The sequence below is a fragment of the Cellulomonas cellasea genome, from assembly GCF_006538745.1.
Lineage (GTDB): Bacteria > Actinomycetota > Actinomycetes > Actinomycetales > Cellulomonadaceae > Cellulomonas_A > Cellulomonas_A cellasea.
In genome coordinates this window covers 141,312-164,646 of the sequence record NZ_BJLR01000016.1, presented here as the reverse complement: position 1 = coordinate 164,646, position 23,335 = coordinate 141,312, and the positions used below count along the sequence as shown (strand labels likewise).

Sequence of the window (23,335 nt, the reverse complement as noted above, 5' to 3'; positions counted from 1 at the left end):
GCGCTCTCACCACGGGATCTGCGGCGAGCGGTACCACGGGAGCCCCGCGCGGTCCCACGAGCGTGCGAGGTGCCGGACGCGCCGGCCGAAGTCCTCCCACGAGCGCCGGTCCGGCTGCGACCACGCGACCTCGGCGACCGCCGCGAGCCGGGGCAGGAGCAGGAAGAACAGGTCGTCGGGCGTGCGGATCGTCTCGGTCCAGAGCGCGGCCTCGATGCCGACGACGCTGCTCTCGGGGACGCCCGGGACGACCGCGAGCGGGTCCCAGTCGTAGGAGTCGCGCAGCTCGACGTGGCCCGCCCACTCGAGACCGATCGGGGTGTGCGCGTCGTACTTCAGGTCGAGGTAGACCTTGCTCGCGGGCGACAGCAGCAGCAGCGCACCGGCCTCGACCGCCGGGCGGACGAGCTCCGCGCCGTCCCGCTCGTCCCACAGCTGCACGACCGTCCCCGGCGTGAGCGTCGCCCGCGCGACCTCCTGCCAGCCGACGACCGTCTTGCCGGCCTCCTCGACGATGCGCGCGGCGGTCGTCACGAGCCGCGCGAACTCGTCGGCCTCCATCGTGTGCACCTCGTCGCCGCCGATGTGCACGTACGGCCCCGGGGTCATCGACGCGACGTCGGTCAGGACGTCGCGCAGGAACGGCTCGGTCGTCGGGAGGTCGGCGTGCAGGCGGCTGAAGCCGACCTCGATGCCCGTGTACGGGTCGGCCGGCTCGCCCGACGGCGTGAGCTCGCCGAGCGCGTGCAGCGCCGCGTTGACGTGCCCGGGCAGGTCGATCTCGGGGACCACCGTGATGCCGCGGCCGCGCGCGTAGGCGGTGAGCTCGGCGAGGTCGTCGACCGTGTAGTAGCCGCCCGGGTCGTCGCCGACCGCCGTCTTGCTCGCGACGTCCACGAGCTGCGGGCGCGACGGGACGTCGAGGCGCCAGCCCTGGTCGTCCGTCAGGTGCAGGTGCAGCACGTTGAGCCGCAGGCTCGCCATGACGTCGACGACCGTGCGGAGCACCTCGGGGCCGAAGAAGTGCCGGGCGACGTCGACGCTGAGCCCGCGCCAGCCGAAGCGCGGGGTGTCGACGACGACGACGGCGGGGAGCCGGACGGGGGTCGGCGCGGCGTCGGGGGTCGGCGCGGCGTCGGGGGCCGGCGTGGCGGCCGGGACGGGCCCGGCGTCCGGGGCGGGCGCGGCGGCCAGGGCGCCCGGGGCGGACGCGGTGTCGGGCGCAGCTCCGGCGTCGCGCACCGCGAGCTGCTCGAGCACGGTCGCGGCGTGCAGCAAGCCGTCGACCGCGAGCGCCGAGAGCGTCACGCGGCGCTCTGTGACCTCGACCCGGTAGGCGCCGGCGGCACGCTCGGGCGTGAGCCCGGCGTCCGGGAGACCCAGCGCCGCGGCGTCGTCGGCGAGCCGCAGGACGATCGTGTCGGGCTCGTCGGCGCCGTTCGCGGTCACGGGGACCGCGAAGCCGGCGAGCCGGGACAGCCGGTGCGCGACGGCGGACGCGACCTCCGGGTGGGTGCCGGCGACGACGCGCGTGCGGGGTCCGAGCACGTAGCCGGGTCCGTCCGTCGGCGTCACGCTCGAGGGTGCGGGCACCAGGGGCAGGTCGGTCATCCGGCGTTCTCCTCGGTCGGGGGGCGTGCTCGGGGACGCGCGGGTGGGCGCGTCCGGGGTGCGGCTGTGTCGGCTCAGGCGCGGGCCGCGCCGAGGTCGGCGTCGACCCACGCACCGGCGCGCAGCACGCGCACCGGTGTCAGGTCCTCGTCGACCACCAGCACGTCCGCGCGCCGCCCGGCCTCGAGCGCCCCGACGTCGCGCCGGCCGAGCACCGTGGCGGGGGTCGTCGCGGCGGCGTGCACGGCGTCGACGAGCGGGACGCCGGCGGCGACGGTCGCGCGCACCACGTCGACGAGGTGCGCCGTCCCCCCGGCGATCGCCCCGCCCTCGCTGAGCCTCGCGACGCCGTCCGCCACCTCGACGCCGAGCGAGCCGAGCCGGTAGGTCCCGTCGGGCATCCCGGCGGCGGCCATCGCGTCGGTCACGAGCGCGATCGCGGTGGGTCCGACGAGGTCGAACACCGCGGCGACGGTCGCGCCGGCGAGGTGCGTCCCGTCGGCGACGAGCTCGACGACGGCGTCCCCGCGCGCGGCGGCGGCGAGGCACGCGGCGACGGGGCCGGGGTCGCGGTGGTGCAGCGGGCGCATCCCGTTGAACAGGTGCGTCACGGTGGGCCGGCCGGAGCGGCTCGCGACGGCGGCGAGCGCGCGGACGGCCTGCGCGATGCCCTCGGTGGCGACCTCGGCGGACGCGTCGGTGTGCCCGATCGAGGGGACGGCGCCGACCTCGGCGAGCGTCTCGACGACCCCGCCCTCCCCCAGCACGCCGGGGACCTCGGGCGCGACGGTCATGGTGAGCAGGTGCCCGCGGGAGACGCGCGCGACCTCCCGGACGAGCCGCGAGCGCCCGTCGAGCATGAGCGTGGGGTCCTGCGCGCCGCAGCGGGCGCTCGACAGGAACGGTCCCTCGAGGTGGATCCCGGCGATCTCGCCGGCGTCGGCGAGGTCGGCGAGCGTCGCGGTGCGCTCGAGGAGCGTGGCCTCGGCGGCGGTGACGAGGGACGCGACGAGGGTCGTGGTGCCGTGGCGCAGGTGCTCGCGGACGGCGGCGCGCGCCTCGTCGGGCGTCGTGGCGTCGGGGAAGCTCGCGCCTCCGCCGCCGTGGCAGTGCAGGTCGACGAGCCCGGGGAGCAGCGTGCGGGGGTGCGCGTCGGGCGCGGGGACGTCGACCCCGGCGGGCGCCGCTGACACGGGCCCGACCCACGTGATGTGCTGGTCCTCGACCACCACGAGCGCGTCGTCGAGGACCTGCTCCGGGGTCACGACACGGCCGCGGATGACGGTTGTGTGAAGCGCAGGTCTCGATGTGATCTCGGCCACTCGGAGATCTTGACACACCCTTGTTAGGAAGGTCTACTAACAAATGTGACGACGCGCACCCTCCGCCCCACGGACAAGGTCCTCCCGGAGCACGGACGCGCCCACAACCGGTCCATGCTGCTGCAGCACCTCTTCCACGAGGGCCCCGGTTCGCGGGCCGACCTGGCCCGGGCCACCGGCCTGACGCGCGTCACCGTGTCCGACCTCATCGCGTCCCTCATGGCGGAGAACCTCGTCGAGGAGCTCGGCCTGAGCCCCGAGGCGAAGGTCGGCAAGCCCGCGATCCTCGTCGGCCTGCGCACCGAGGCGTTCCAGATCGTCGCGCTCGACCTCACCGACGACGAGCAGATGCACGGCGCGGTCCTCGACCTGTCCGGCACGCTCGTCGAGCGCCGCTCGACCCCGGTCGACGGGCGCACGGGCCCCGCCGCGGTCGACGCGCTGCTCGCCTTCGCCCGCGAGCTCGCCGCGACCGCGACCTGCCCCGTGCTCGGGGTCGGCGTCGGCTCCCCCGGCGTCGTCGACGACGAGGGCGTCGTGCTCCAGGCGCCCAACCGCGAGTGGTTCGACGTGCCGCTCGCCGCGACGCTGAGCGCCGGGCTGGGCCTGCCGGTGCACGTCGCGAACGACGCCAACGCCGCGGTGCTCGGTGAGTTCACGTACGGCGGCGCGTCGGGCGAGGGCCTGCTCGTGCTCACCGTCGGCCAGGGCGTCGGCGCGGGCATCGTGCTCGACGGCGCGCTCGTCCAGGGCCACCGGCACGCCGCCGGCGAGCTCGGCCACGTGACCGTCGTCGACGACCGCGACGACCACGACACCGCCCCCCTCGGCCGCGCCGCGCTCTGCGCGTGCGGACGCCGGGGCTGCCTCGAGACCGTGCTGTCCGTGCCGGCCCTGCGCCGGCGCGTCGCGGATCTCGACCCCGAAGCCACCGACGCCGCCCTGGCGTCGGTCGGTCGGCGCCTGGGCATCGCCCTCGCACCGGTCGTGAGTGCGCTGAACCTCTCCGAGGTGGTTCTCAGCGGCCCCCCCGAGCTCCTGGACGGCCCCCTGCGCGACTGCGCGCTGGCGACCCTGCAGGAGCGCACCATCCCGGTCATCAGCAGCGACCTCCAGCTGCGGATGACCCCGCTCGGCGAGGACGGCACCCTCCTCGGGGCCGCCGTCCTCGTGCTGTCGGGACAGCTCGGGTTCAGCTGACGAACCCGAGCTGCCCGCCCTGCAGTCGAGAACTACCGACAGGCGAGAGCGACCGACAAGACGGTGCGGCCCACGCCAATGACCCGCACCGCCGTGACACGACATGGGAAGGAACCCCCACCGTGAGGATTCTACGTAGTGCAGCGTTCGCGACCGTGGGACTGCTCGCGCTCGCCGCGTGCAGCTCCGGCGCCGGCGACGAGGCCGACACCGACGCGACCGCCCCCGAGGGCGGCGCCGAGATCCGCCTCTGGCTCAACGGGACGGACACGTCCGAGGAGCTCCGCGAGTACCTCAAGACGACGTTCGCCGAGGAGAACCCCGGCTCGACGCTCGTCATCGAGGAGCAGGACTGGAACGGCCTGGTCCCGCGCCTGCAGACGGCCCTGACCTCGGCCGACCAGACCCCGGACGTCGTCGAGATCGGCAACACCCAGACGCCGACGTTCGCCTACGCCGGCGCGTTCAGCGACGTGAGCGACCTCTACCAGGAGGTCGGCGGCGAGAAGCTGCTCCAGGGCTTCGTCGACGCCGGCACGGTCGACGACACCGTGTACGCGCTCCCGTACTACTCGGGCGCCCGCGCGGTGTTCTACCGCAAGGACCTGTTCGCCGCGGCCGGCGTGTCCGTGCCGACGACGCTCGCCGAGTTCAACGACGCCGCCGTCAAGCTCCAGGCCGCCAACCCGGCCGGGACGCCCAACTTCTCCGGCTTCTGGTTCCCCGGGCAGGACTGGTACAACGGCACCGCCTGGGTCTACACGCACGGTGGCGAGCTCGCCGTGAAGGACGGCGACGAGTGGGCCGGCGCGCTGTCGAGCCCCGAGTCGCAGAAGGCGCTCGCCGAGGTGCAGACGCTCTTCCAGACGGGCACGAGCGCACCCAAGGACGCCGACTCCAACGAGCCGTGGGTCCCGTTCAACAACGGCGAGGCCGCGATGTTCTCGGCCCCGACGTGGGCGCGGTGGAGCATCGACCTGCCCGAGTGCAACAAGGGCGTCGCCGCCGAGGACGAGTCCGAGGAGGCCAAGGCGCTGCGCACCGAGCAGCAGAAGTGCAACGAGGAGAAGACCGGCGTCTTCGCGCTCCCCGGTGCCGAGGCGGGCACGCCCGCGACGGTGTTCGCCGGCGGCTCCAACCTCGCGATCCCCGCGAAGTCGGAGAACCAGGAGCTCGCGCAGAACCTGCTGAAGATCATCTTCAGCGAGGAGTTCCAGGTCATGCTCGGCTCCAACGGGCTCATCCCGGGCAACTCGGAGTACGCCTCGTCGCTCGGTGACGACGTGTACGCCTCGGCCGCGCTCGACGCCGCTCTCGGCGCCAAGCTCACCCCGGCCGCCGAGAAGTGGGCCGACGTCGAGGGCGCGCGGATCCTGGAGGACTTCTTCCAGCAGGTCGCGAGCGGTGCGGACCTCAAGACCGCCGCCGCCGAGGCCGACCAGCTCCTGGCCGACACGCTCAACTGACCCGGCGGAACTCCCCCCCGGGGGCACCGCGCCGACGTGCGCGGTGCCCCCGGGTCCCGCCCGACCCCCTGGAGCACCCATGTCCGGCCCCCGTCTCGGCCGAGCGGTCGCCCCCGCCGCACCTCCCCCGCCCGGCGTCGTCCCGGCCCCGGGCCTCACGCCCCCCGACCTGCCGCCCGCCGACCTGCCGCCCGCGGCCGCCGGCACCCGGCCCCCCGTCGTCCCCCGCAGGCGCCCCCTGCGCACCCGCCTCGGCGCCTACCTGCTGCTGGTCCCCGCGACCGCCGCGGTCGCCGTCGGGCTCGGCTACCCGCTGGTCCGCCAGCTCGTGCTGTCCTTCCAGGAGTACGGGCTGGCCCAGCAGTTCGGCCGGCCGGCGGAGTGGGTGGGCCTGGCGAACTACACCGAGCTGCTCTCCGACCCCTACGTGTGGGCCGTGATCGGCCGTTCGATCGCGTTCTGCCTGGTCAACGCCGCCCTGACGATGGTGATCGGGATGGCGCTCGCGGTGCTGATGGCCAAGGTCGGCCGTGCCGCCCGCATGACCCTGCAGGTCGGGATGCTGCTCGCGTGGGGCACCCCGGTGCTGGCCACGATGACGGTGTGGCAGTGGCTGTTCGACTCCCAGTACGGGGTCGTGAACTGGCTGCTGGCCGAGCCGCTCGGGCTCGACGGCTGGCGCTACCACTCCTGGCTGATCGAGCCGCTGTCCTTCTACGCCGTCGCCACCGTCATCGTCGTGTGGATGAGCGTGCCGTTCGTCGTGTTCACGGTGTACGCGGGCCTGCTCCAGGTCCCGACCGAGACGATGGAGGCCGCCCAGCTCGACGGCGCGAACGGCTGGGACCGGTTCCGGCTCATCACCATCCCCATGGTCAAGCCCGTGCTCTTCGTCGTCGCGCTGCTCCAGGTCATCTGGGACCTGCGCGTGTTCACCCAGGTCTACGTCCTGCAGCGCGCCGGGGCACCCACCCGCGACACCCACCTGCTGGGCACCTACATCTACTCGCTCTCCAAGGAGTTCTCGATGGCCGGAGCGATGGCCACGATCATGCTGGTCCTCACCCTCGCCCTGACCTCGTTCTACATCCGCCGGATGCTGCGCGAGGAGGAGCTGTGAGGGCCGCGGTCGGGCGCTGGTCGCTCGGGACCGTCGCCGTCCTGGTCGCGGTCGTCTGGGTCTTCCCGATCTACTGGATGATCTCGAGCTCGTTCCTGCCCTCCAACCGCCTGCAGACACCGACGCCGAACTTCTTCCCCACCGGCGGCACCCTCGCGAACTTCCGGGCCGTGTTCCGGGACTCCACGTTCTTCGAGTCGTTCCGCACGTCGCTGGCCGTGACCGCCGTGACGCTCGTCGCGGCGATCCTGTTCGCGTTCGTCGCCGCGCTGGCGGTGTCCCGGTTCCGGTTCCGCGGGCGCAAGTCGTTCATCGTCGCGATCCTGGTCGTGCAGATGATCCCCGCCGAGGGGCTGTTCATCTCCCAGTACCAGATGCTCGACGGCTGGGGCCTGGTCAACGCCGTCCTCGGCCTGACCATCGTGTACGTCGCGGCGATCCTGCCGTTCACGATCTGGATGCTGCGCGGCTTCGTCACCGGCGTGCCCATCGAGCTCGAGGAGGCCGGCATGGTCGACGGGCTCTCCCGCACCGGTGCGTTCTTCAAGATCACCTTCCCGCTGCTGGCCCCCGGGCTCGTGGCGTCGGGCGTGTACGGGTTCCTGCAGGCGTGGAACGAGTACACCCTGGCCCTGGTCGTCATGACCGAGCCGTCGCGCCGCACGCTGCCGCTGTGGCTGCAGGGCCTCGTGGAGGCGAACCGTGCGACCGACTGGGGCGTCGTCATGGCGGGCTCCACGCTCATCGCGGTGCCGGTGATCCTGTTCTTCCTGTTCGTGCAGAACAAGATGACGAGCGGGCTCGTCGCGGGGGCGGTGAAGGGGTGAGTCCAGCGACGGACGGGGGCGTCACTGTGCAGGTCGACGGTCAGGTGGGTGCGACGACGGAAGGTCCGGGCGGGACGGCGACGGTGCCGGTACCGGTGCCCGGGCAGGCGCTCCGGACGGCCGCGCCGGCAGGAGGTGGTCGCGCTCCCGTGCCCGACGGCGCGCCGCGAGGCGGCTGGTCCGTCGGGCTCGACATCGGCGGGACGAAGGTGCTCGGGGTGCTCCTCGCGAGCACGCCCGGCGCCGCCCCGGTGGTGCACGCCAGCGTGCGCGTGCCGACGCGGCGCGGGCACGACGGCGTCGTGGCGTCCGCCGCCGAGGCGGTCGAGGCGCTGTGCGCGCAGGCCGGGCTCACGGTCGACGGCCTCGCCGGCGTCGGCGCGGGCGTGCCCGGTGTCGTCGAGCCGCTCACGGGCGCCGTCTCGCACGCGGTGAACCTCGGCATCGACGGCACGGACGTCCCGCTCGGGGAGCTCCTGCGGGAGCGGCTCGGCGGGGTGCCCGTCGGCGTCGAGAACGACCTCAACGCCGCCGCGCTCGGCGCCGCGGAGCTCCTGGGCCTCGGGGGCGACCTCGCGTACCTCGCGCTCGGCACGGGCGTGGCCGCGGGCCTGCTGCTCGACGGGCGGCTGCGCCGCGGGCACCTCGGCGCGGCCGGCGAGATCGGCCACGTGCCGTACGTCGCCGACGGCCCGCCGTGCCCGTGCGGGCAGCGCGGGTGCCTCGAGCTGTACGCGTCGGGCTCCGCGATCGACGCGGCGTGGCCGAGCCGCACGGGTCGTCCCGCGCCGGCCGAGGTCTTCGAGGCCGCCGCCGCCGGCGACCGCGAGGCGCTCGCGGTGCAGGGCCGGTTCGTCGACGCGGTCGCCGCCGCGGTGCGGATGCTCGTCCTCACGTGCGACGTCGAGCACGTGGTGCTCGGCGGCGGCGTCGCCGAGGTCGGCGCCCCGCTGCTCGAGGAGGTCGCCGCGGCCGTGCGCCGCCAGGCCGAGGGCTCCGCGTTCCTGCGCAGCCTGCACGTCGCCGAGCGGCTCAGCCTCGTGCCCCGCGAGCTCCAGGTCGCGGCGGTCGGCGCGGCGCTGGCCGCCCGGCGCAGCCCGATCTCCCCCGTCACCCCCGAGAACCAGGTGGTCCGCTGATGGAAGTCGTCATCAACCCCTCGACCGAGCAGCTCGCCGCGCTCGCGGCCGGCGCGATCGACGCGCTGCTGCGCCGCCGGCCCGACGCGGTGCTCGGCCTCGCGACCGGGTCGAGCCCGCTCAAGGTCTACGACGAGCTCACGCGCCGGCACACCGAGGAGGGCCTGTCGTTCGCCTCGGCGCGCGCGTTCATGCTCGACGAGTACGTGGGGCTCCCCCTCGACCACCCCGAGCGCTATCGCAACGTCATCGAGCGCGACCTCGTCGGCCGCGTCGACCTCGACCCCGCGGCGGTGCGGAGCCTCGACGGGCTCGCCGAGGACCTCCCGGCGGCGTGCGCGGCGTACGAGCAGGCCATCGTGGACGCGGGCGGGGTCGACGTGCAGATCCTCGGGCTCGGCACCGACGGGCACGTCGCGTTCAACGAGCCCGGCTCGTCGCTGGCGTCCCGCACGCGGATCAAGACGCTCACGCAGCAGACGCGGCTCGACAACGCCCGGTTCTTCGGCGACGACGTCGAGGCCGTCCCGCGGCACGTGCTCACGCAGGGTCTGGGGACGGTCATGTCCGCGAAGCACCTCGTGGTCCTCGCGGACGGGCGCCGCAAGGCCCAGGCGGTGCACCACCTCGTCGAGGGCCCGGTCACGGCCATGTGGCCCGCGAGCGTCCTCCAGCTCCACCCGCACGTCACGGTGCTCGTCGACGACGCGGCCGCCGGCCGGCTCCAGCTCGGCGAGTACTACCGCCAGACGTGGGCGCAGAAGCCGGAGTGGCAGGGCATCTGACCTGCGCGCACGGGGACGGGCCCCGCGCACGCCCCCGTGGCGGTGCGCCGGGCCCGTCGTCGTGCGGCTGCCCGCGCCGGTCAGGCCTTGTGGCAGGTGATCTTGATGTAGACCGGCCAGCTGTGGCCGTAGGTCACCGTGCCGTCGTCCCAGTTGATGTCGAACGCGATCGACCCGGTGTACTCCCACGACTGGAGCCGCTGGGTCCCCTGGATCGTCTGGCCGGGCTCGACGCGGTTCGGCAGGCCGACGAGCGCACGGCCCGCCGGGTACGCGCGCACGTTGCCGAGGGTTCCGGCGACGTCGCGGTGGTTCGTGACCTCCCATGTGACGACCCACTCCCCGACGGTGGAGTCGCACACGCAGGTGCCGCGGATGTCGGCGGTGAGGCCGGACGACGCCTGGGCCGGGGCGAGGCCCAGGCCGAGGAGCACGAGGGTCGCCGCCAGGCCGGCGACGGCACGGCGGACGTACGACGAGACACGGTTCATGACAGTTCTCCCCCAGGTGACGGCGACACCCCGGGTGCGCGGGCCGGGCCCGACCACGACCGCCCCCGAGGTCGTGAGAGCGCTCTCGCGCCGCCACGAGCGTATCTATCGGACATCCCGGGACGTCAAGGGACGAATGGCCCGACAGGGGGTGAACATCCCGTGACGCGGGTCGGCCCCGGTGACACCAAGGTCACCGGGGCCGACCGTCACCCGGAAGGTCCGGGTCGCTGCGCCGCGATCAGTACGGGCAGGTGCTGCGGTACTCCGAGATGGCCGTGCCGCTGGGCGGCGGGCAGAGGAACTGCGCGTACCGCTCGTCGTCGTCCACGAAGCGCTTGAGCCAGGCGATGCTCTGGCGGGCGATCGTCGTGTTGGACGTGTTCGGCGCGAAGTGGCTCGCGCCGCGCAGCTCGAGGTACGCCTTGTCGAGCGACCCGGGCAGGTTCTCGTAGAACGGCTCGGCGTGCGTCGTCACCGAGGCGACCGAGTCGTTCTGCGCACCGATGATCAGGGTCGGGGTCTGCACCTCGGGCCAGGTCTTGTCGGTGTTCCACGGCGTCATCGGGATCGCCGCCTGCAGGGCCGGGTTGTCCTTGGCGGCCTCGAGCGCGCCGCCGCCGCCCATGCTGTGCCCCATGACCGCGAGCCGGCTCGCGTCGATGCGGCCGCGCACGCTGCTGCTCCCCGTCAGGTAGGCGAGCGCCGCCCGGAGCTGGTCGCCGCGCGACGACGGCTGGTCGTAGCGCGAGTTCGTGTCGATCGTGATGACGACGAAGCCCTGCGAGGCCAGCCGCGGGCCGAGCCACGAGATACTCGACTGCGCCGCGGTGTACCCGGGCGAGATCGCGACGGCGCCGAACGTGCCCTCGGCCGTCGACGTCGGGTAGGTGATGGTGCCGCCGCCGAACCCGCTGGCGGCGAACCGGGACACCGTGGTCTGCGCGACGGCGAACGGACCGCGGGCCGCCTCGATCGAGGCGACGGTCGGTGCAGGCCCGCGCTCGTACGGGCTCGCGGCGATCGTGACCGGGGGCAGTGCCGCCGGGGCGTCGAGGCTGAGCTGCGGCTCGGTCGCCGCGTGCTCGTCGATGGCGCGCTGGCTCACGACCGGCGGCGTCTCGACGGTGGCCGGGTCGCCCGCCGCTGCGGAGGCGGACGGTGCGAGCGATCCCGCCGCGAGGGCGAGTCCGAGGGTGGCGACGAGCGGCACCCGGCGGCCGGGCGCGACGCTGCGCCCGGGTCGTGCGAGGAGTCGGTTCACTGCAGAGCCCTTCAGGACGGCTGCGGGGCTGAGGGGTACCCCGGTGCGGTGGTGGCGCACCGCCTCATCGTGACCCGGCGACCCGCCTCAGCACTAGCCGTACCAACCGGTCGGTATGCGGACATCTCGGGCGGCGGACCCCACGAAAACGCCCGGAACCCGTCGCGTCGGGGCGGCGGGCGTCCCGCACGGGCACGCCGCGGCGGCGATCACCGCGGGTGCGCCTACTGTTGACCCACGCGGTCCGCGTGCGGAACGTCGCGCGGGTTGCTCGCCACGGCGGGCGTGCTCGGGCAGGGCGCGCCCAGAACCGAGGAACCATGAGCCCAGCTCGACGCCCGACGAGCGAGACCGTCCCGGCCCTCGTCGTGCCCGGCCGGCAGGCCTCCGACCGCCGGCCCCCGCGCACCCCCCGCTCGAGCGGTCTCGACCGGCTCGCGGACCTCGCCGCCCGCCTGCTGCACGCCCCGTCGGCGCAGGTGTCCCTCCTCTCGCACGAGCAGCTCGTCGCCGGCGGCAGCGGGCTCCCGCCCGGCGTGGTCGGCAGCACCGGCCCGCTCGAGGACTCGCTGTGCACGGTGACCGTCGAGGCCGGCGTCCCGCTCGTCGTCGAGGACGCCGTCGCCGACGAGCGCGTCCGCGACCTGCTGCCCGTGCGCTCTGGGACCGTCGGGGCGTACCTCGGAGTCCCGCTCGAGAGCCGCGACGGCCACCTCGCGGGCGCGCTGTGCGTGTTCGCGCCCGAGCCCCGCGCGTGGACCCCGTCCGACGTCGCGCTGCTCACCGAGGTCGCGCGCACCGCGTCGAGCGAGCTCGAGCTGTCCGCCGTGTCGGCCGACGTCGAGCGCGACCGCATGCGCTGGGAGCTCGCGGTCACGGCCGGCGGTGTCGGCAGCTTCGACTGGGACCTGCGCACCGGCGCGCTCGTGTGGGACGACCGGCTGCTCGAGATCTTCGGCTACACGCGCGCCGAGTTCGGGCGCTCGATCGATGCGTTCAACGCCCGCCTGCACCCCGACGACGTCGCGCGCGTCGGCCGTGCGCTCGACGAGGCGATCACCGGCTGCACGACGTACGAGGCGGAGTACCGGGTCGTCCTCCCCGGCGACGTCACGCGCTGGGTCCAGGCGCGCGGGACCGCCGTCGCCGGGCCGGGCGGCACAGCCGTGCGCGTGCTCGGCGTCGCGTACGACACGACCGCGAACCGGGACTCCGACGCCCGCCTGACGCGCGTGCTCGAGACGATGTCGGCGGCGTTCTACTCGCTCGACCTGCACTGGCGGTTCACGTACGTCAACGCCGAGGCCGAGCGCCTGCTCGGCCGGCGCCGCGAGGAGCTGCTCGGCGGCGTCATCTGGGACCTCTTCCCGGCCGCCGTCGGCTCGCCGTTCGAGACCCACTACCGCGAGGTCGTGCGCACCGGACGCCCACGGGAGTTCGAGGCGTACTACCCGGCGCCGCTCGACGGCTGGTACGAGCTGCGCGCGTGGCCCACGCCGGACGGGGTGTCGGTGTACTTCCTCGACATCAGCGAGCGCCGGACCGCCCAGAAGTCGGCCGAGGCCGCGCTCGCGAGCGCCGACCGCGCGACCCGCCGCCTCGAGCTGCTCGCGCGCGCGAGCCAGGACCTCGGCGCGACGCTCGACATCGACGAGGCGCTCGCGAGCCTCGGGCGGCACGTGGTCCCGACCCTGGCGGACTGGTGCATGATCACGCGCGTCGAGGAGCACGGGCTGCGCGACGTGGCCACGTGGCACGTCGACCCGGCGATGCGCGCGACCCTGGAGAGCTACGCCGAGATCCGGCTCCGGACGCTCGACCTCACGTCGTCGTTCGTCGCGCAGGCCATCAGCACGGGCGAGCCGGTGCTCGTCCCCGCGCCCGCCACCGAGACGATGGCGCAGTACCTGGGCTCGCCCGAGGCGCGCGCGCTGCTCCGTGAGCTCGCACCCGAGACCGGGGCGGTGCTGCCGCTGCGCGCGCGGGGGCGCACGAGCGCGCTCATCACGCTGTGCCGCGGCGCGGGCCGCCCGCGGCTCGGTGGCACCGACCTGCTCGCCGCGCTCGAGCTCGCCGAGCGCGCGGGCCTCGCGGTCGACAACGCGCGGCTGTACAGCGAGCAGCACACCATCGCCGAGGGCCTGCAGCGCAGCCTCCTCGCCGCGCCCGTCCAGCCCGAGCACCTGCAGGTCGTCGTGCGCTACCAGCCGGCCGCGGAGGCCGCGGAGGTCGGCGGCGACTGGTACGACGCCTTCCGCCAGCCCGACGGCGCGACGGTGCTCGTGATCGGCGACGTCATGGGCCACGACATCACGGCCGCGGCCGACATGAGCCAGGTCCGCTCGCTGCTGCGCGGCATCGCGTACGCGACCGGCGCGACGCCCGCGGGGATCCTGAGCACGCTCGACGCCGCGATGCAGGGGCTCGGGGTGGGGACGACCGCGACCGCCGTCGTCGCGCGCGTCGAGCAGCCCGCGGCCGGGAGCGACGGGCCGCACGTGCTCCGCTGGTCCAACGCCGGTCACCCGGCGCCGTTGGTCCTGCGGCCGGACGGCACGACGTCGCTGCTCGACGCGCGGACCAACGACCTCCTGCTGGGGATGTCCACGGCGTGGCCGCGCGCGGACCAGGAGGTCGCGCTCGAGCCGGGCGCGACGGTGCTGCTCTACACCGACGGGCTCGTCGAGCGGCGGGACCGGTCGGTCCGGGACGGCATGGAGCTGCTGTGCGAGGCCGTCGCCGAGCTCGCGGACCGGGACCTCGACGGGCTGGTCGACGGCGTGCTCGAGCGCCTGTCGCGCGGGGACCACGAGGACGACGTCGCGCTCGTCGCGGTCCGGCTCCGCCGGGAGGGCCCCGCGTGAGGTGGATGAAGATTCACCCACTCGGCGCGATCGGGCCGCAGGACGCATGGTGGTCCCTACCGACGTGAACGAGGTGGCCTCGATGCGCGTCCCCGCGCTGCTCAGCTCGGCCCGGCTCGGCCGGCAGTGGAGCGTCGAGCGTGCCCGCTCCTACGGCGCGTCCGAGACGACGCTGCACGTCGTGGAGCTCCTCACGAGCGAGGTCGTGACGAACGCCGTGAAGTACGGGCACGTCGCCCGGACGATCGACCTCGACATGGAGTGCACGCTCGACGCGCTCACGGTCTCCGTGTCCGACGACAACCCCGACCCACCCGAGCTGCTCGAGCCGGGCGCCGGGCAGGTCGGCGGGCAGGGCATGCGCGTCGTCGAGCGGCTGGCCCGCAGCTGGGGCTGGCTGCCCACCCGGCGCGGCAAGTCGGTGTGGTTCACGGTTGCGCTGACCTGACCGCTACCGGGAGCGATGGCGTCCGCCCGCACGGGAGAATGGGCCGGGTGCCCCGTCTGCTCGTCGACCTGACCCCGCTGCGCGTCAGCGTCCCCTACCGGCGGATGTGGCTCGGGACGTCGCTCTCCGCGGTCGGCACGGGCCTCACGACGACGGCCGTCGGTCTCCAGGTCTGGGACCTGACCCGGTCGAACCTCAGCGTGGGCCTCGTCGGGCTCGTGGGGTTCGTCCCGCTCGTGCTGCTCGGGCTGTACGGCGGCGCGCTCATCGACGCGTACGACCGGCGCCGCGTCATCCTCGCGACCTCGACCGGGCTCTGGCTCGTCGCCGCCGGGTTCGCGGTGCAGGCCTGGCTCGGGCTCGACGACGTGCGCGTGCTCTACGTCCTCGTCGCGCTGCAGAACGGGCTGTTCGCGATCAACTCCCCCGCGCGGTCGGCGATCGTCCCCCGCCTCGTCGGCACGCAGCTCCTGCCCGCCGCCAACGCGCTGTCGGGGCTGTCGTTCGGGATCAGCATGGCCGTCGGCCCCCTGCTCGCCGGGCTGCTCGTCGGGCGTGCCGGGTACGGCTGGGCGTACACCGTGGAGGTCGTGCTGCTCGTCGGCGCCGTGGTCTCCCTCGTCGCGCTGCCGTCCCTGCCACCCGAGGGCCAGGTGCGTCGCGCGGGGCTCGCGTCCGTCGTCGAGGGCCTGCGGTTCCTCGCGACCCGGCCCAACATCCGCGCGACGTTCGCGATCGACCTGACCGCGATGGTGCTCGCGATGCCGCGCGTGCTGTTCCCCGCGATCGGCGCGACGGTGCTCGGCGGCGGCGCGACGACGGCCGGGATCCTGCTCGCGGGCGTCGCCGTGGGCTCGGCGCTCGCGGGCCTGTTCTCGGGGCCGATCGGGCGCGTGCGCCGGCAGGGTCACGCCGTCGTCGTCGCGGTGCTCGGCTGGGGGACGGCGGTCGCGGCGTTCGGCGTCGTCGTCGCGCTCGCCCCCGGCCCGGGTCCCGGCGGGGCGACGACGTGGGTGCTGTGGCCGGCGACGGCGTGCATGGTGCTCGCGGGAGCGGCCGACTCGATCAGCAGCATCTTCCGCTCGACGATCCTGCAGGCCGCGACCCCCGACGCGATGCGCGGGCGGCTGCAGGGGGTGTTCATCGTCGTGGTGGCGGGCGGACCGCGGCTCGGGGACCTCGTGCTCGGCGGGACGGCCGACGTGACCGGCGTCGGGTGGGCCGCGGTCCTCGGCGGGCTGGCCTGCGTCGTGGGTGTGCTGCTCTTCGCGTGGCGGCACCCGGGCTTCCGGCGGTACGACGCGCTGCACCCGGTGGCGTGAGGCCGTCCGGTCGACGCACGAGCGCGGGGCGCCCCGTGCTGGGACGCCCCGCGCTCGCCGCCGTCACGCGGCGCAGGTGCTGCGGTACTCCGAGATCGCGGTGCTGACCGTCGGCGCGGGGCACAGGAACTGCGCGTAGCGCAGGTCGTCGTCCACGTAGCGCTTGAGCCAGGCGATGCTCTGGCGGGCGATCGTGGTGTTGGACGTGTTCGGCGCGAAGTGGCTCGCGCCGCGCAGCTCGAGGTAGGCCTTGTCGAGCGTCGCCGGCAGGCTCTCGTAGAACCGCTCCGAGTGCGTGGTGACCGACGCCGTCGAGTCGTTCTGGGCGCCGATGATGAGCGTGGGCGTCTGGATCTCCGGCCACGTCTTGTCCGCGTTCCAGGGCGTCAGCGGGATCGCGGCCTGGAGCGCCGGGTTGTCCTTCGCCGCCTCGAGCGCGCCGCCGCCGCCCATGCTGTGACCCATGACCGCGAGCCGGCCGGCGTCGATGCGGCTGCGCACCTCGCTGGTCCGGGTCAGGTAGTCGAGCGCCGCGAGGAGCTGGTCGCCGCGCGCGGAGGGCTGGTCGTAGCGCGAGCGCGTGTCGATGGTGAAGACGACGAAGCCCTGCGACGCGAGCCTCGGCCCGAGCCACGCGAGGCTCGACTGCGTCGCGGTGTAGCCGGGTGCGACGGCCACGGCGCCGAACGTGCCGTCCGAGGTCGAGGTCGGGTAGTAGATCGTGCCGCCGGCGAAGCCGCTGACGGCGTAGCGGGAGACGGAGGTCTGGGCGACCGCGTACGGGCCGCGCGTCGCCTCGATCGACGCGACGGTGGGCGCGGGGCCGCGCTCGTAGGGGTTCGTGGCCGCCGCCTGGGCGGGCGACGCGGTCAGGGCGGCGAGCGCGGCGGTCGCGAGGGCGGCGACGGCGCGGCGGCGCACGGCGGTGCTGCGAGGGATCACGGGGGACGTCCTTCGTGTCGGTGCCGACCGGGGGTCGACTCGCGATGGGAGCTGTTTCATCGTTGTATCGACCGCACAGGCAGGGAACCGCTCGATCGGGCGAAACCGGACAGACCGGTCGGCTCGCTTTCACCCGATCGGCGGTCGCCGGGCGCACAGGACCCGTGCTGGGGATCAGCTCTCGGTGGTGAGCGGGAGCGACCGGACGCGCCATCGTGCACTCATGGGCCGGCGATTGCCTGTAGACGCGATGTAGACTCCAACCGTGACTGAGACGACGACCGTGCGCGTTCGCGCCAGCACGCGCGACGAGCTGAACGCGCTGAGCGCCGAGCGAGGGGTGCCCGTCGAGGCGGTCATCCGCGACGGCATCGCGCTGCTCCGGCGTGAGCAGTGGCGCCGGCAGGCCGAGATCGACGCTCGTGCCGCCGCCGCCGACCCGCAGGACCGCGCCGAGGTGGCCTCGATCCTGAGCGACCTCCTCGGCTGATGCGCGGAGACGTCTACCGGCTGAAGGCCGGCACGACGCGCGGGCACGAGCAGGCGGGCGAGCGGTTCGCCGTCGTGGTGCTCGCCTCTCGGCTCGAGCACCTCAGCACCTGGCTCGTCGTGCCGACGTCGACCCGTGCGAACCCGTACGTGTTCCGGCCGCGCATCGAGGTCCCCGGCCACGGCGAGACGCTCGCCCTGTGCGACGCGATGACCGCCGTCGACCCGCAGGCCCGCCTGGGCGACCTCGTCGGCTTCCTCCCGCTCGCGGACGTGCAACGGATCGACTACGCGCTGACCGGGCTGCTGGACCTGACCTGACGCCGGTGCGCGTGCGGGCGCCGGGGAGTCGGGCCGCGGTCAGTCCTCCGCGGCGAGAGGAAGCGACCGCACGCTGCGGAAGTCCCGGTGCCGCCCGTCGACCGGGTCGGTGAACGCGACCTCGGCGGCCAGGAGCTGGAGCGGGTGGCGGAAGTCGTCGACCGGGACGTCCCGCACCACGGGGTAGAGCGGGTCGCCGACGATCGGGATGCCGAGCCCGGCCAGGTGCAGGCGCAGCTGGTGCGTGCGTCCCGTGCGCGGGGTCAGCCGGTAGACGGCGAACCGGTCTGGCTCGCCGACGCGGCCGGCCTCCGGGCGGCCCGAGGCGCCGCCACCGTCGACCTCCTGCCCGACCTCGCCGGCCTCGACCTCCCGCTCGAGCTCCACCAGCGTCTCGGCGTTGACCGGCGCGCCCGGCACCACCTCGGCGCACCACGTGCCGCGCTCCTTGTGGATGTGGTTGCGCACGACGACCGGCACCTCGAGGTCGGCGCGCAGCGGCGCGAGCGCCCGGTACGTCTTGTCGACCGCGCGCCGCTCGAACGCCGACTGGTACGCGCCGCGCCACCGCTGCTCGGTCGCGAGCAGGAGCAGCCCGGACGTCACGCGGTCGAGCCGGTGCAGCGGCGACAGCTCGGGCAGGTCCAGCTCGGCGCGCAGCCGGACGACGACGCTCTGCATGACGTGCCCGCCGCGCGGGATCGTCGAGAGGAACGGCGGCTTGTCCACGACGACGAGCCGCTCGTCCCGGTGCACCACGTGGATCGTCCCGGGCACGACCGGCTCGTCGCGCAGGTCGCGGTGGAACCACACGTACCGGGCGGGCTCGTAGGGGTCGTCGTCCCGGACGGCGCGGCCGTCCTCGTCGACGAACCGTTCCTGCGCGAGCATCCCCGGGACGTCGACGTGCTGCGGGAGGCGGTGACGCAGCCAGGCGCCCATGGTCGGCCACGGGTCGGGGGCGGAGCGGTCCCGGTCCGGCGTGCGCAGTCGCGCGGCGTCGAGGCCGTGGCGTGCCGGGAGCGGCGAGCGGGGAGGCACCGGGCGATCGTACGAGGGCGTCAGCCGGGCAGACCCACGAGGCGCCGGACCGCCGCGAGCCCCGCGGGCGTCCCCGGCCAGTGCCGCTCGAGGCCCTCGGGGCCGGCGCGGCGCACCACCGAGCGGAGCACGAGCGCGACCACGACCGCGTCGTCGGCGTACCCCAGCACGGGGATGACGTCCGGGACGAGGTCGACGGGCAGCGCGAGGTAGCCGAGGAGCAGCCAGAGCCGCATGCGGACCGCACGCGGCAGCGTCGGGTCGGCCGCGAGCCGGCGCACGAGCCGGACGACGTCCGGGAGGAGCCGCAGCAGCTCGCGGAGCCGGAGCTCGTCCGGGCGGCTGACCCAGAGCACCGCGAGGAGCACGAGCCAGACGAGCAGCAGCCCGCCCAGCATCCCGGCGACCCACGCCACCCGGTCCGGCACCGCGGGCTCCGCTCACCTCGTCGACGTGCGCGCCGGGTCCCTCGGGCGCGCCGCGCCGGGGAAGGTCGGAGGGGTCAGGCCCCCTCGGAGCGCCCCTCGCGCCAGTACCCCATGAACGCCACCGACCGGCGGTCGACGCCGCGCTCGGCGACGAGGTGGCGGCGGAGCGTCTTGATCGCGCCGGCCTCGCCCGCGAGCCACGCGTAGAGCTCGGTCGAGCGGGTCAGGGGCTCGCCGTCGGGGTCGACGGGGACCTCCCAGAGGATCTGCGCGTCGACGTCGACGTCCTCGATCGCGCCCGGGCGGTCGCCGCCCACGGGCACGTCGAGCAGCCGGCCGGCCGCGGCCTGGACCGCCGGGACGAGCGCGGAGCCGTGCGGAGCGTCCTCGCGGGCGAGCCACGTGACGCGGACGCCCGCGGGGGCGCGCAGCGGGAGGACGTCGGCGGCGTGCGGGATCTCGAGGACGGCCTCGCCGCGCGCGTCGGCGGGCAGCGACGCGAGGATGCCGCGGATCGCGGGGACCGCGGTCTCGTCACCGGCGAGCAGCAGCGCGAGCGCGTGCTCCGGCGGGGCCCACTCGACGCCGCCGTGCGGGCCGGGGTGGCGCGCGTCGGGCCGGCAGACGCCGAGCGTGTCGCCGACCCGGGCGCTGCCGGCCCAGCGCGAGGCCGGCCCGAGGTCGCCGTGCAGGACGACGTCGACGTCGATCTCGCGGAGGTCCTGGCGGACGTTCGCGATCGTGTAGGTGCGGATCACCGGGCGGACGGCGTCGGGCGCCTCGCGCCACGCGGTGAACCAGTCGAGCCCGCCCTCGCCCGCGAGGAGCGTGTCGAGCGCGGCGCCGCAGTCGGCAGCCGTGGTGACGTCGTCGCCGGGGGTGCGGGCGAGGATCAGCTTGATGCGCTGGTCGCGGCCGTTGTCCGCGAAGACGTCGAGGTCGTCACCGGTGAACGTGATGCGGCGGAAGCTCGGCGTGAGGTCCTCGATGCGCGTGACGCGCACGGCGAAGGCCCGGAAGGGTGCGATGGTCGGGGCCACCAGCAGCTCGGTCACATGCACTCCTGATCGACGGGCCTCACGGGCGGAGGTGCCCAGAAGGTTAGGCAACCCTCCGCGAGGTATGGCTACCCTAACCCGCTATTCCGGCACGGCGGAGTGGCGTCCGTCACACGGACTCCGGTGAGCCGAGGGGGCGGCCTGTCCCCCGCTCAGAGCGGGCTCGACCCGGTCTGCGCGGGCGCGGCGAGGGCGTCGCCGGGCTCGTCCAGCGGGTCCTCGTCAGCGTGGTGCTGGGCACGCTGGGGGCGCTCGGCGTGCGGCCGCTCACGCCCGCGTCCGCCACAGCAGCAGCACGAAGTACGGCGTCCCGACGAGCGCGGTGACGAGCCCCGCGGGGATCTGCGCGGGGGCGATGATCGTGCGCCCCAGCACGTCGGACACCCCGACGAGCACCGCGCCGAGCAGCAGCGCGACGGGCACGACGCGGGTGTGCCGAGCGCCGACCAGCGCCCGGGCGGCGTGCGGCGCGACGAGGCCGACGAAGCCGACGACCCCGATCGCCGAGACCGCGGACCCCGCGAGCAGCACCGACGCGAGCAGCAGCCCGAGCCGGGTCCGCTCGAGCGGGACGCCCAGCACGCGCGGCACGTCCTCGTCGAGCGCGAGCAGGTCGAGGTCGCGTCGGGCGCGCACCACGAACGGCGTGACGAGCAGCAGCATCCCGAGCACCGGGAGCGACTGCGCGAACGAGCGCCCGTACGTCGACCCCGACATCCAGGTGAGCGCGAGCGTCGAGTCCCACGGGCTCGAGGTCACGACGATGATCGTCACGAGCGCCGTCGTGCCCGCGCTCACCCCGACGCCGATCAGCACGAGGCGGTCGGAGCTGAGCCCGCGGCGGTACGCGAGGCCGTAGACGAGCGCGAACGCGACGAGCGCCCCGAGCGCACCGGCGCCGGTCACGGCCCAGATGCTGACGCCGGGCACGAGCACGAGCAGCAGGACTGCGCCGACGCCGGCACCGCCGGTGACCCCGAGCAGCCCGGGCTCGGCGAGCGGGTTGCGGCACACGGCCTGGACGGTCGTGCCGGCGAGGCCGAGCGCGGCACCCGCGACGAGCGAGGCGAGCACCCGCGGCGCGCGCTGGTCGAGCACCGCGGTGACGCCCGGACCGCTGCGCCCGGACAGCCAGTTCGCGACGTCGCCCGTGAGCAGCAGGGTGTCGCCGAGCAGCAGGCCGCCGACCACGGTCGCCACGACGAGCGCGGCGAGCACCGAGGTCACGACGAGGAACCGGCGGCGCGACGCCGGGCCCCGGCCGCGGCTCGTGCTCGGCGCCGAGACGGGCGAGCTGTCGCGGACGCGGCGCGCGAGGGCCACGAGCACCACGGCGCCGAACACGCTCGTCACGACGCCGGTCGGCACCGCGACCCCGTTGGTCCCCGGCAGGAAGGTGCGCAGCAGGATGTCGGCCGCGAGCACCACGACGCAGCCGGCGAGCGCCGCGAGCGGCAGCAGGAGCCGGTGGCGGTGCAGCTCGGGGGCGAGCGGCGCGACGAGCCGCGCGATCGCGGGCGCGCACAGGCCGACGAACCCGATGGGCCCGGCGACGGTCACGGCGATCGCGGCGAGCAGGACTGCGACGACCACGGCCTCCACGCGGGTGCGCCGCACGTCGAGTCCGAGGACCGTCGCGGTGTCGTCGCCGAGCGCGAGCAGGTCCAGGCGCCGGGCCCGCGCGACGGCGAACGCCGCGACGACCAGCACCGCGGGCGCGGCCTGCACGACCTTCTCGGGGCCCGACTGCACGATCGAGCCGCTGCCCCAGGCGAACAGCCCGATGGTCTCCTGCTCGAACAGCAGCAGCAGGAGCGACGTCACGGCGGACAGCGCGAGCATCACCGCGGAGCCCGCGAGCACGAGCCGCGTCGGCCCCGAGGCACCGCCGCGGCTCAGCAGCAGCACGAGCGCGGCCGCGCCGAGCCCGCCCACGAACGCCACCGCACCGGTCGCGGCGAACGGCAGCGTCAGCCCGGTGACCGCGGCGACGGTCACCAGCAGGTAGGAGCCCGCGTTGACCGCGAGCGTGTCCGGCGACGCGAGCGGGTTGCGCGCGACGGACTGCAGCATCGCGCCCGAGACCCCGAGCGCGACGCCGACGAGCAGCGCCGACAGGACGCGCGGCAGGCGCGAGGCGACGAGCACCGCGGCCGTCTGCTCCGCCTCGCCGCCCGCTCCCCCGGTCAGCAGCCCGAGCAGGTCGCCCGCGCCGATCCCCGAGGTGCCGAGCGTCAGGTCGACGAGACCGAGGACGACGACGAGCGTGACACCGGCCGCCAGCACCGCCGCGACGCGCAGGGCCGGGACGGCGCCGAGGCGCGCACCTCCGGACGGTGCCGCCGGGGAGCCGGGTGCGTCGGAGGTCGGACCGGGCGCGTCCCCGCGCGCGGCTCCCCCCGCCGGTGTCACGCTCGCGGTGGTCATGCCGCCGTCAGCGCCTCGACGGTCGCCTCGATCCACGCCTGGGCGGCCGCGGGGCCACCGAACTGCCAGATCCCGTCGGGCAGGCGGTGCACGTTGCCGGCGGCGACGAACGGCAGGCCGGTCCAGATCGGGTTGGTCGCGAGCGCCTCACCGAACGGGTCGGCCTCGCTCGCGCTCGCGAGGTACAGGAACGGCGCGTCGCTGAGCTGCGTGAGGCCCTCGACGTCGGTCACCGCGAGGCCGTAGTCGGGGTCACCCTCGCCCTCCCACGCGTTGACGAGCCCGATCTCCTGGCCGAGCGCCCCGAGGAACGCGCCCTCGGTGAACATGCGGACCGAGACGGTGCCGTCGGCGACCCAGCCGTCGGCCATCGTGAAGGACGAGCCCTCGAGCCCGGCCTCGGCGATCGCGGCCTTGCCCTCCTCGACGGCGGCGTCGTACTCCGCGAGCACGTCGGCGGCCTCGTCGGAGCGGCCCGTCGCCTCGCCGAGCACCTCGATCGTGCGGCGCATGTGGCCGATCGGGTCGCTCGCGTCCGAGCCCCGCAGCGTGAGGACCGGGACGGTCTCCTCGATCTGCGCGATGACGTTCTCCGGCAGGTCGGTCGTGGTGACGACGAGGTCCGCGCCCAGGCCCGCGATCGCGTCGAGGCTCGGCTCGCCGCGCGTGCCGACGTCGGTCACGTCGCCCTCGAGCGGGACGACCTGGTCCCACGTGTTGTAGCCCTCGACGTCCGCGGCGCCGACCGGCGTGACGCCGAGCGACAGCAG

Annotated in this window: 21 protein-coding genes; 11 read left to right on the top strand and 10 right to left on the bottom strand. The window is 74.9% G+C overall.

Annotated elements, in window-relative coordinates; genetic code table 11:
* Positions 1–6: 6 nt before the first annotated feature.
* Positions 7–1,611, bottom strand: coding sequence for a beta-N-acetylhexosaminidase (locus tag CCE01nite_RS07870; protein WP_034627655.1), 1,605 nt, complete (start codon positions 1,609–1,611; stop codon positions 7–9).
* Positions 1,612–1,685: 74 nt separating this feature from the next.
* Positions 1,686–2,933, bottom strand: coding sequence for an N-acetylglucosamine-6-phosphate deacetylase (locus CCE01nite_RS07865; protein WP_084142563.1), 1,248 nt, complete (start codon positions 2,931–2,933; stop codon positions 1,686–1,688).
* Positions 2,934–3,047: 114 nt separating this feature from the next.
* Here CCE01nite_RS07865 and CCE01nite_RS07860 point away from each other — a divergent pair, with 114 nt between their 5' ends.
* The 6 genes from CCE01nite_RS07860 (at position 3,048) to nagB (ending at position 9,470) form a co-directional block, all read left to right on the top strand.
* Positions 3,048–4,133, top strand: coding sequence for an ROK family transcriptional regulator (locus CCE01nite_RS07860; protein WP_084142568.1), 1,086 nt, complete (start codon positions 3,048–3,050; stop codon positions 4,131–4,133).
* A 155-nt stretch (positions 4,134–4,288) separates the two neighbouring features.
* Positions 4,289–5,599 carry an extracellular solute-binding protein gene (locus CCE01nite_RS07855; RefSeq protein WP_246056368.1) on the top strand — a complete coding sequence of 437 codons (1,311 nt, stop codon included), beginning with the start codon at positions 4,289–4,291 and terminating at the stop codon, positions 5,597–5,599.
* A gap of 79 nt (positions 5,600–5,678) precedes the next feature.
* A complete protein-coding gene (locus CCE01nite_RS07850) occupies positions 5,679–6,719 on the top strand; it encodes a carbohydrate ABC transporter permease (RefSeq protein WP_084142564.1) in 1,041 nt (346 codons plus the stop codon).
* Entirely contained in the window at positions 6,716–7,546 is an 831-nt protein-coding gene (locus tag CCE01nite_RS07845) for a carbohydrate ABC transporter permease (RefSeq protein WP_034627669.1), read from the top strand. Before CCE01nite_RS07850 ends, CCE01nite_RS07845 begins: the two co-directional genes overlap by 4 nt.
* Before the next feature lie 149 nt (positions 7,547–7,695).
* Entirely contained in the window at positions 7,696–8,685 is a 990-nt protein-coding gene (locus CCE01nite_RS07840; RefSeq protein ID WP_052103847.1) for an ROK family protein, read from the top strand.
* Positions 8,685–9,470, top strand: a complete 786-nt coding sequence (gene nagB, locus CCE01nite_RS07835) for a glucosamine-6-phosphate deaminase (protein WP_034627675.1) — start codon at positions 8,685–8,687, stop codon at positions 9,468–9,470. The genes CCE01nite_RS07840 and nagB overlap by 1 nt, the downstream gene beginning before the upstream one ends.
* A gap of 80 nt (positions 9,471–9,550) precedes the next feature.
* On the opposite strand, the gene CCE01nite_RS07830 is transcribed toward nagB, so the two are convergent.
* Together CCE01nite_RS07830 and CCE01nite_RS07825 are read right to left on the bottom strand one after the other, a co-directional pair.
* Positions 9,551–9,961: a hypothetical protein gene (locus tag CCE01nite_RS07830; RefSeq protein WP_034627682.1), complete on the bottom strand. Its 411-nt coding sequence runs from the start codon at positions 9,959–9,961 to the stop codon at positions 9,551–9,553.
* Between the two features lie 241 nt (positions 9,962–10,202).
* Complete coding sequence (locus CCE01nite_RS07825) at positions 10,203–11,225, bottom strand: alpha/beta hydrolase family protein (RefSeq protein ID WP_246056367.1); 1,023 nt, start codon at positions 11,223–11,225, stop codon at positions 10,203–10,205.
* A 320-nt stretch (positions 11,226–11,545) separates the two neighbouring features.
* On the opposite strand from CCE01nite_RS07825, the gene CCE01nite_RS07820 reads away from it, so the two are divergent.
* Genes CCE01nite_RS07820 through CCE01nite_RS07810 form a run of 3 tightly spaced genes read left to right on the top strand, consistent with a single transcriptional unit; the run spans position 11,546 to position 15,859 of the window.
* Positions 11,546–14,089: a SpoIIE family protein phosphatase gene (locus CCE01nite_RS07820; RefSeq protein ID WP_084142565.1), complete on the top strand. Its 2,544-nt coding sequence runs from the start codon at positions 11,546–11,548 to the stop codon at positions 14,087–14,089.
* 46 nt (positions 14,090–14,135) lie between these two features.
* A complete protein-coding gene (locus tag CCE01nite_RS07815) occupies positions 14,136–14,537 on the top strand; it encodes an ATP-binding protein (RefSeq protein WP_052103849.1) in 402 nt (133 codons plus the stop codon).
* A gap of 47 nt (positions 14,538–14,584) precedes the next feature.
* Complete coding sequence (locus tag CCE01nite_RS07810) at positions 14,585–15,859, top strand: MFS transporter (RefSeq protein WP_034627732.1); 1,275 nt, start codon at positions 14,585–14,587, stop codon at positions 15,857–15,859.
* Between the two features lie 63 nt (positions 15,860–15,922).
* On the opposite strand, the gene CCE01nite_RS07805 is transcribed toward CCE01nite_RS07810, so the two are convergent.
* Entirely contained in the window at positions 15,923–16,801 is an 879-nt protein-coding gene (locus CCE01nite_RS07805; RefSeq protein ID WP_034627686.1) for an alpha/beta hydrolase family protein, read from the bottom strand.
* A 265-nt stretch (positions 16,802–17,066) separates the two neighbouring features.
* Here CCE01nite_RS07805 and CCE01nite_RS07800 point away from each other — a divergent pair, with 265 nt between their 5' ends.
* Positions 17,067–17,291: a hypothetical protein gene (locus CCE01nite_RS07800; protein WP_141372149.1), complete on the top strand. Its 225-nt coding sequence runs from the start codon at positions 17,067–17,069 to the stop codon at positions 17,289–17,291.
* Positions 17,291–17,611, top strand: coding sequence for a type II toxin-antitoxin system PemK/MazF family toxin (locus CCE01nite_RS07795; protein ID WP_034627694.1), 321 nt, complete (start codon positions 17,291–17,293; stop codon positions 17,609–17,611). Before CCE01nite_RS07800 ends, CCE01nite_RS07795 begins: the two co-directional genes overlap by 1 nt.
* Positions 17,612–17,650: 39 nt before the next feature.
* Here CCE01nite_RS07795 and CCE01nite_RS07790 read toward each other — a convergent pair whose 3' ends face one another.
* The 5 genes from CCE01nite_RS07790 to CCE01nite_RS07770 all read right to left on the bottom strand — a co-directional run bounded on the left by CCE01nite_RS07790 (position 17,651) and on the right by CCE01nite_RS07770 (position 23,332).
* Positions 17,651–18,652 (bottom strand): pseudouridine synthase, encoded by a 1,002-nt coding sequence (locus tag CCE01nite_RS07790; RefSeq protein ID WP_034627697.1) that lies wholly within the window; start codon positions 18,650–18,652, stop codon positions 17,651–17,653.
* A 20-nt stretch (positions 18,653–18,672) separates the two neighbouring features.
* Entirely contained in the window at positions 18,673–19,080 is a 408-nt protein-coding gene (locus tag CCE01nite_RS07785) for a YkvA family protein (RefSeq protein WP_246056366.1), read from the bottom strand.
* Positions 19,081–19,154: 74 nt separating this feature from the next.
* Positions 19,155–20,135 (bottom strand): siderophore-interacting protein, encoded by a 981-nt coding sequence (locus CCE01nite_RS07780; protein WP_141372148.1) that lies wholly within the window; start codon positions 20,133–20,135, stop codon positions 19,155–19,157.
* 270 nt (positions 20,136–20,405) lie between these two features.
* Positions 20,406–22,565 (bottom strand): iron ABC transporter permease, encoded by a 2,160-nt coding sequence (locus CCE01nite_RS07775; RefSeq protein ID WP_084142698.1) that lies wholly within the window; start codon positions 22,563–22,565, stop codon positions 20,406–20,408.
* Positions 22,562–23,332, bottom strand: a complete 771-nt coding sequence (locus CCE01nite_RS07770; RefSeq protein ID WP_307722730.1) for an ABC transporter substrate-binding protein — start codon at positions 23,330–23,332, stop codon at positions 22,562–22,564. Before CCE01nite_RS07770 ends, CCE01nite_RS07775 begins: the two co-directional genes overlap by 4 nt.
* Positions 23,333–23,335 lie beyond the last annotated feature (3 nt).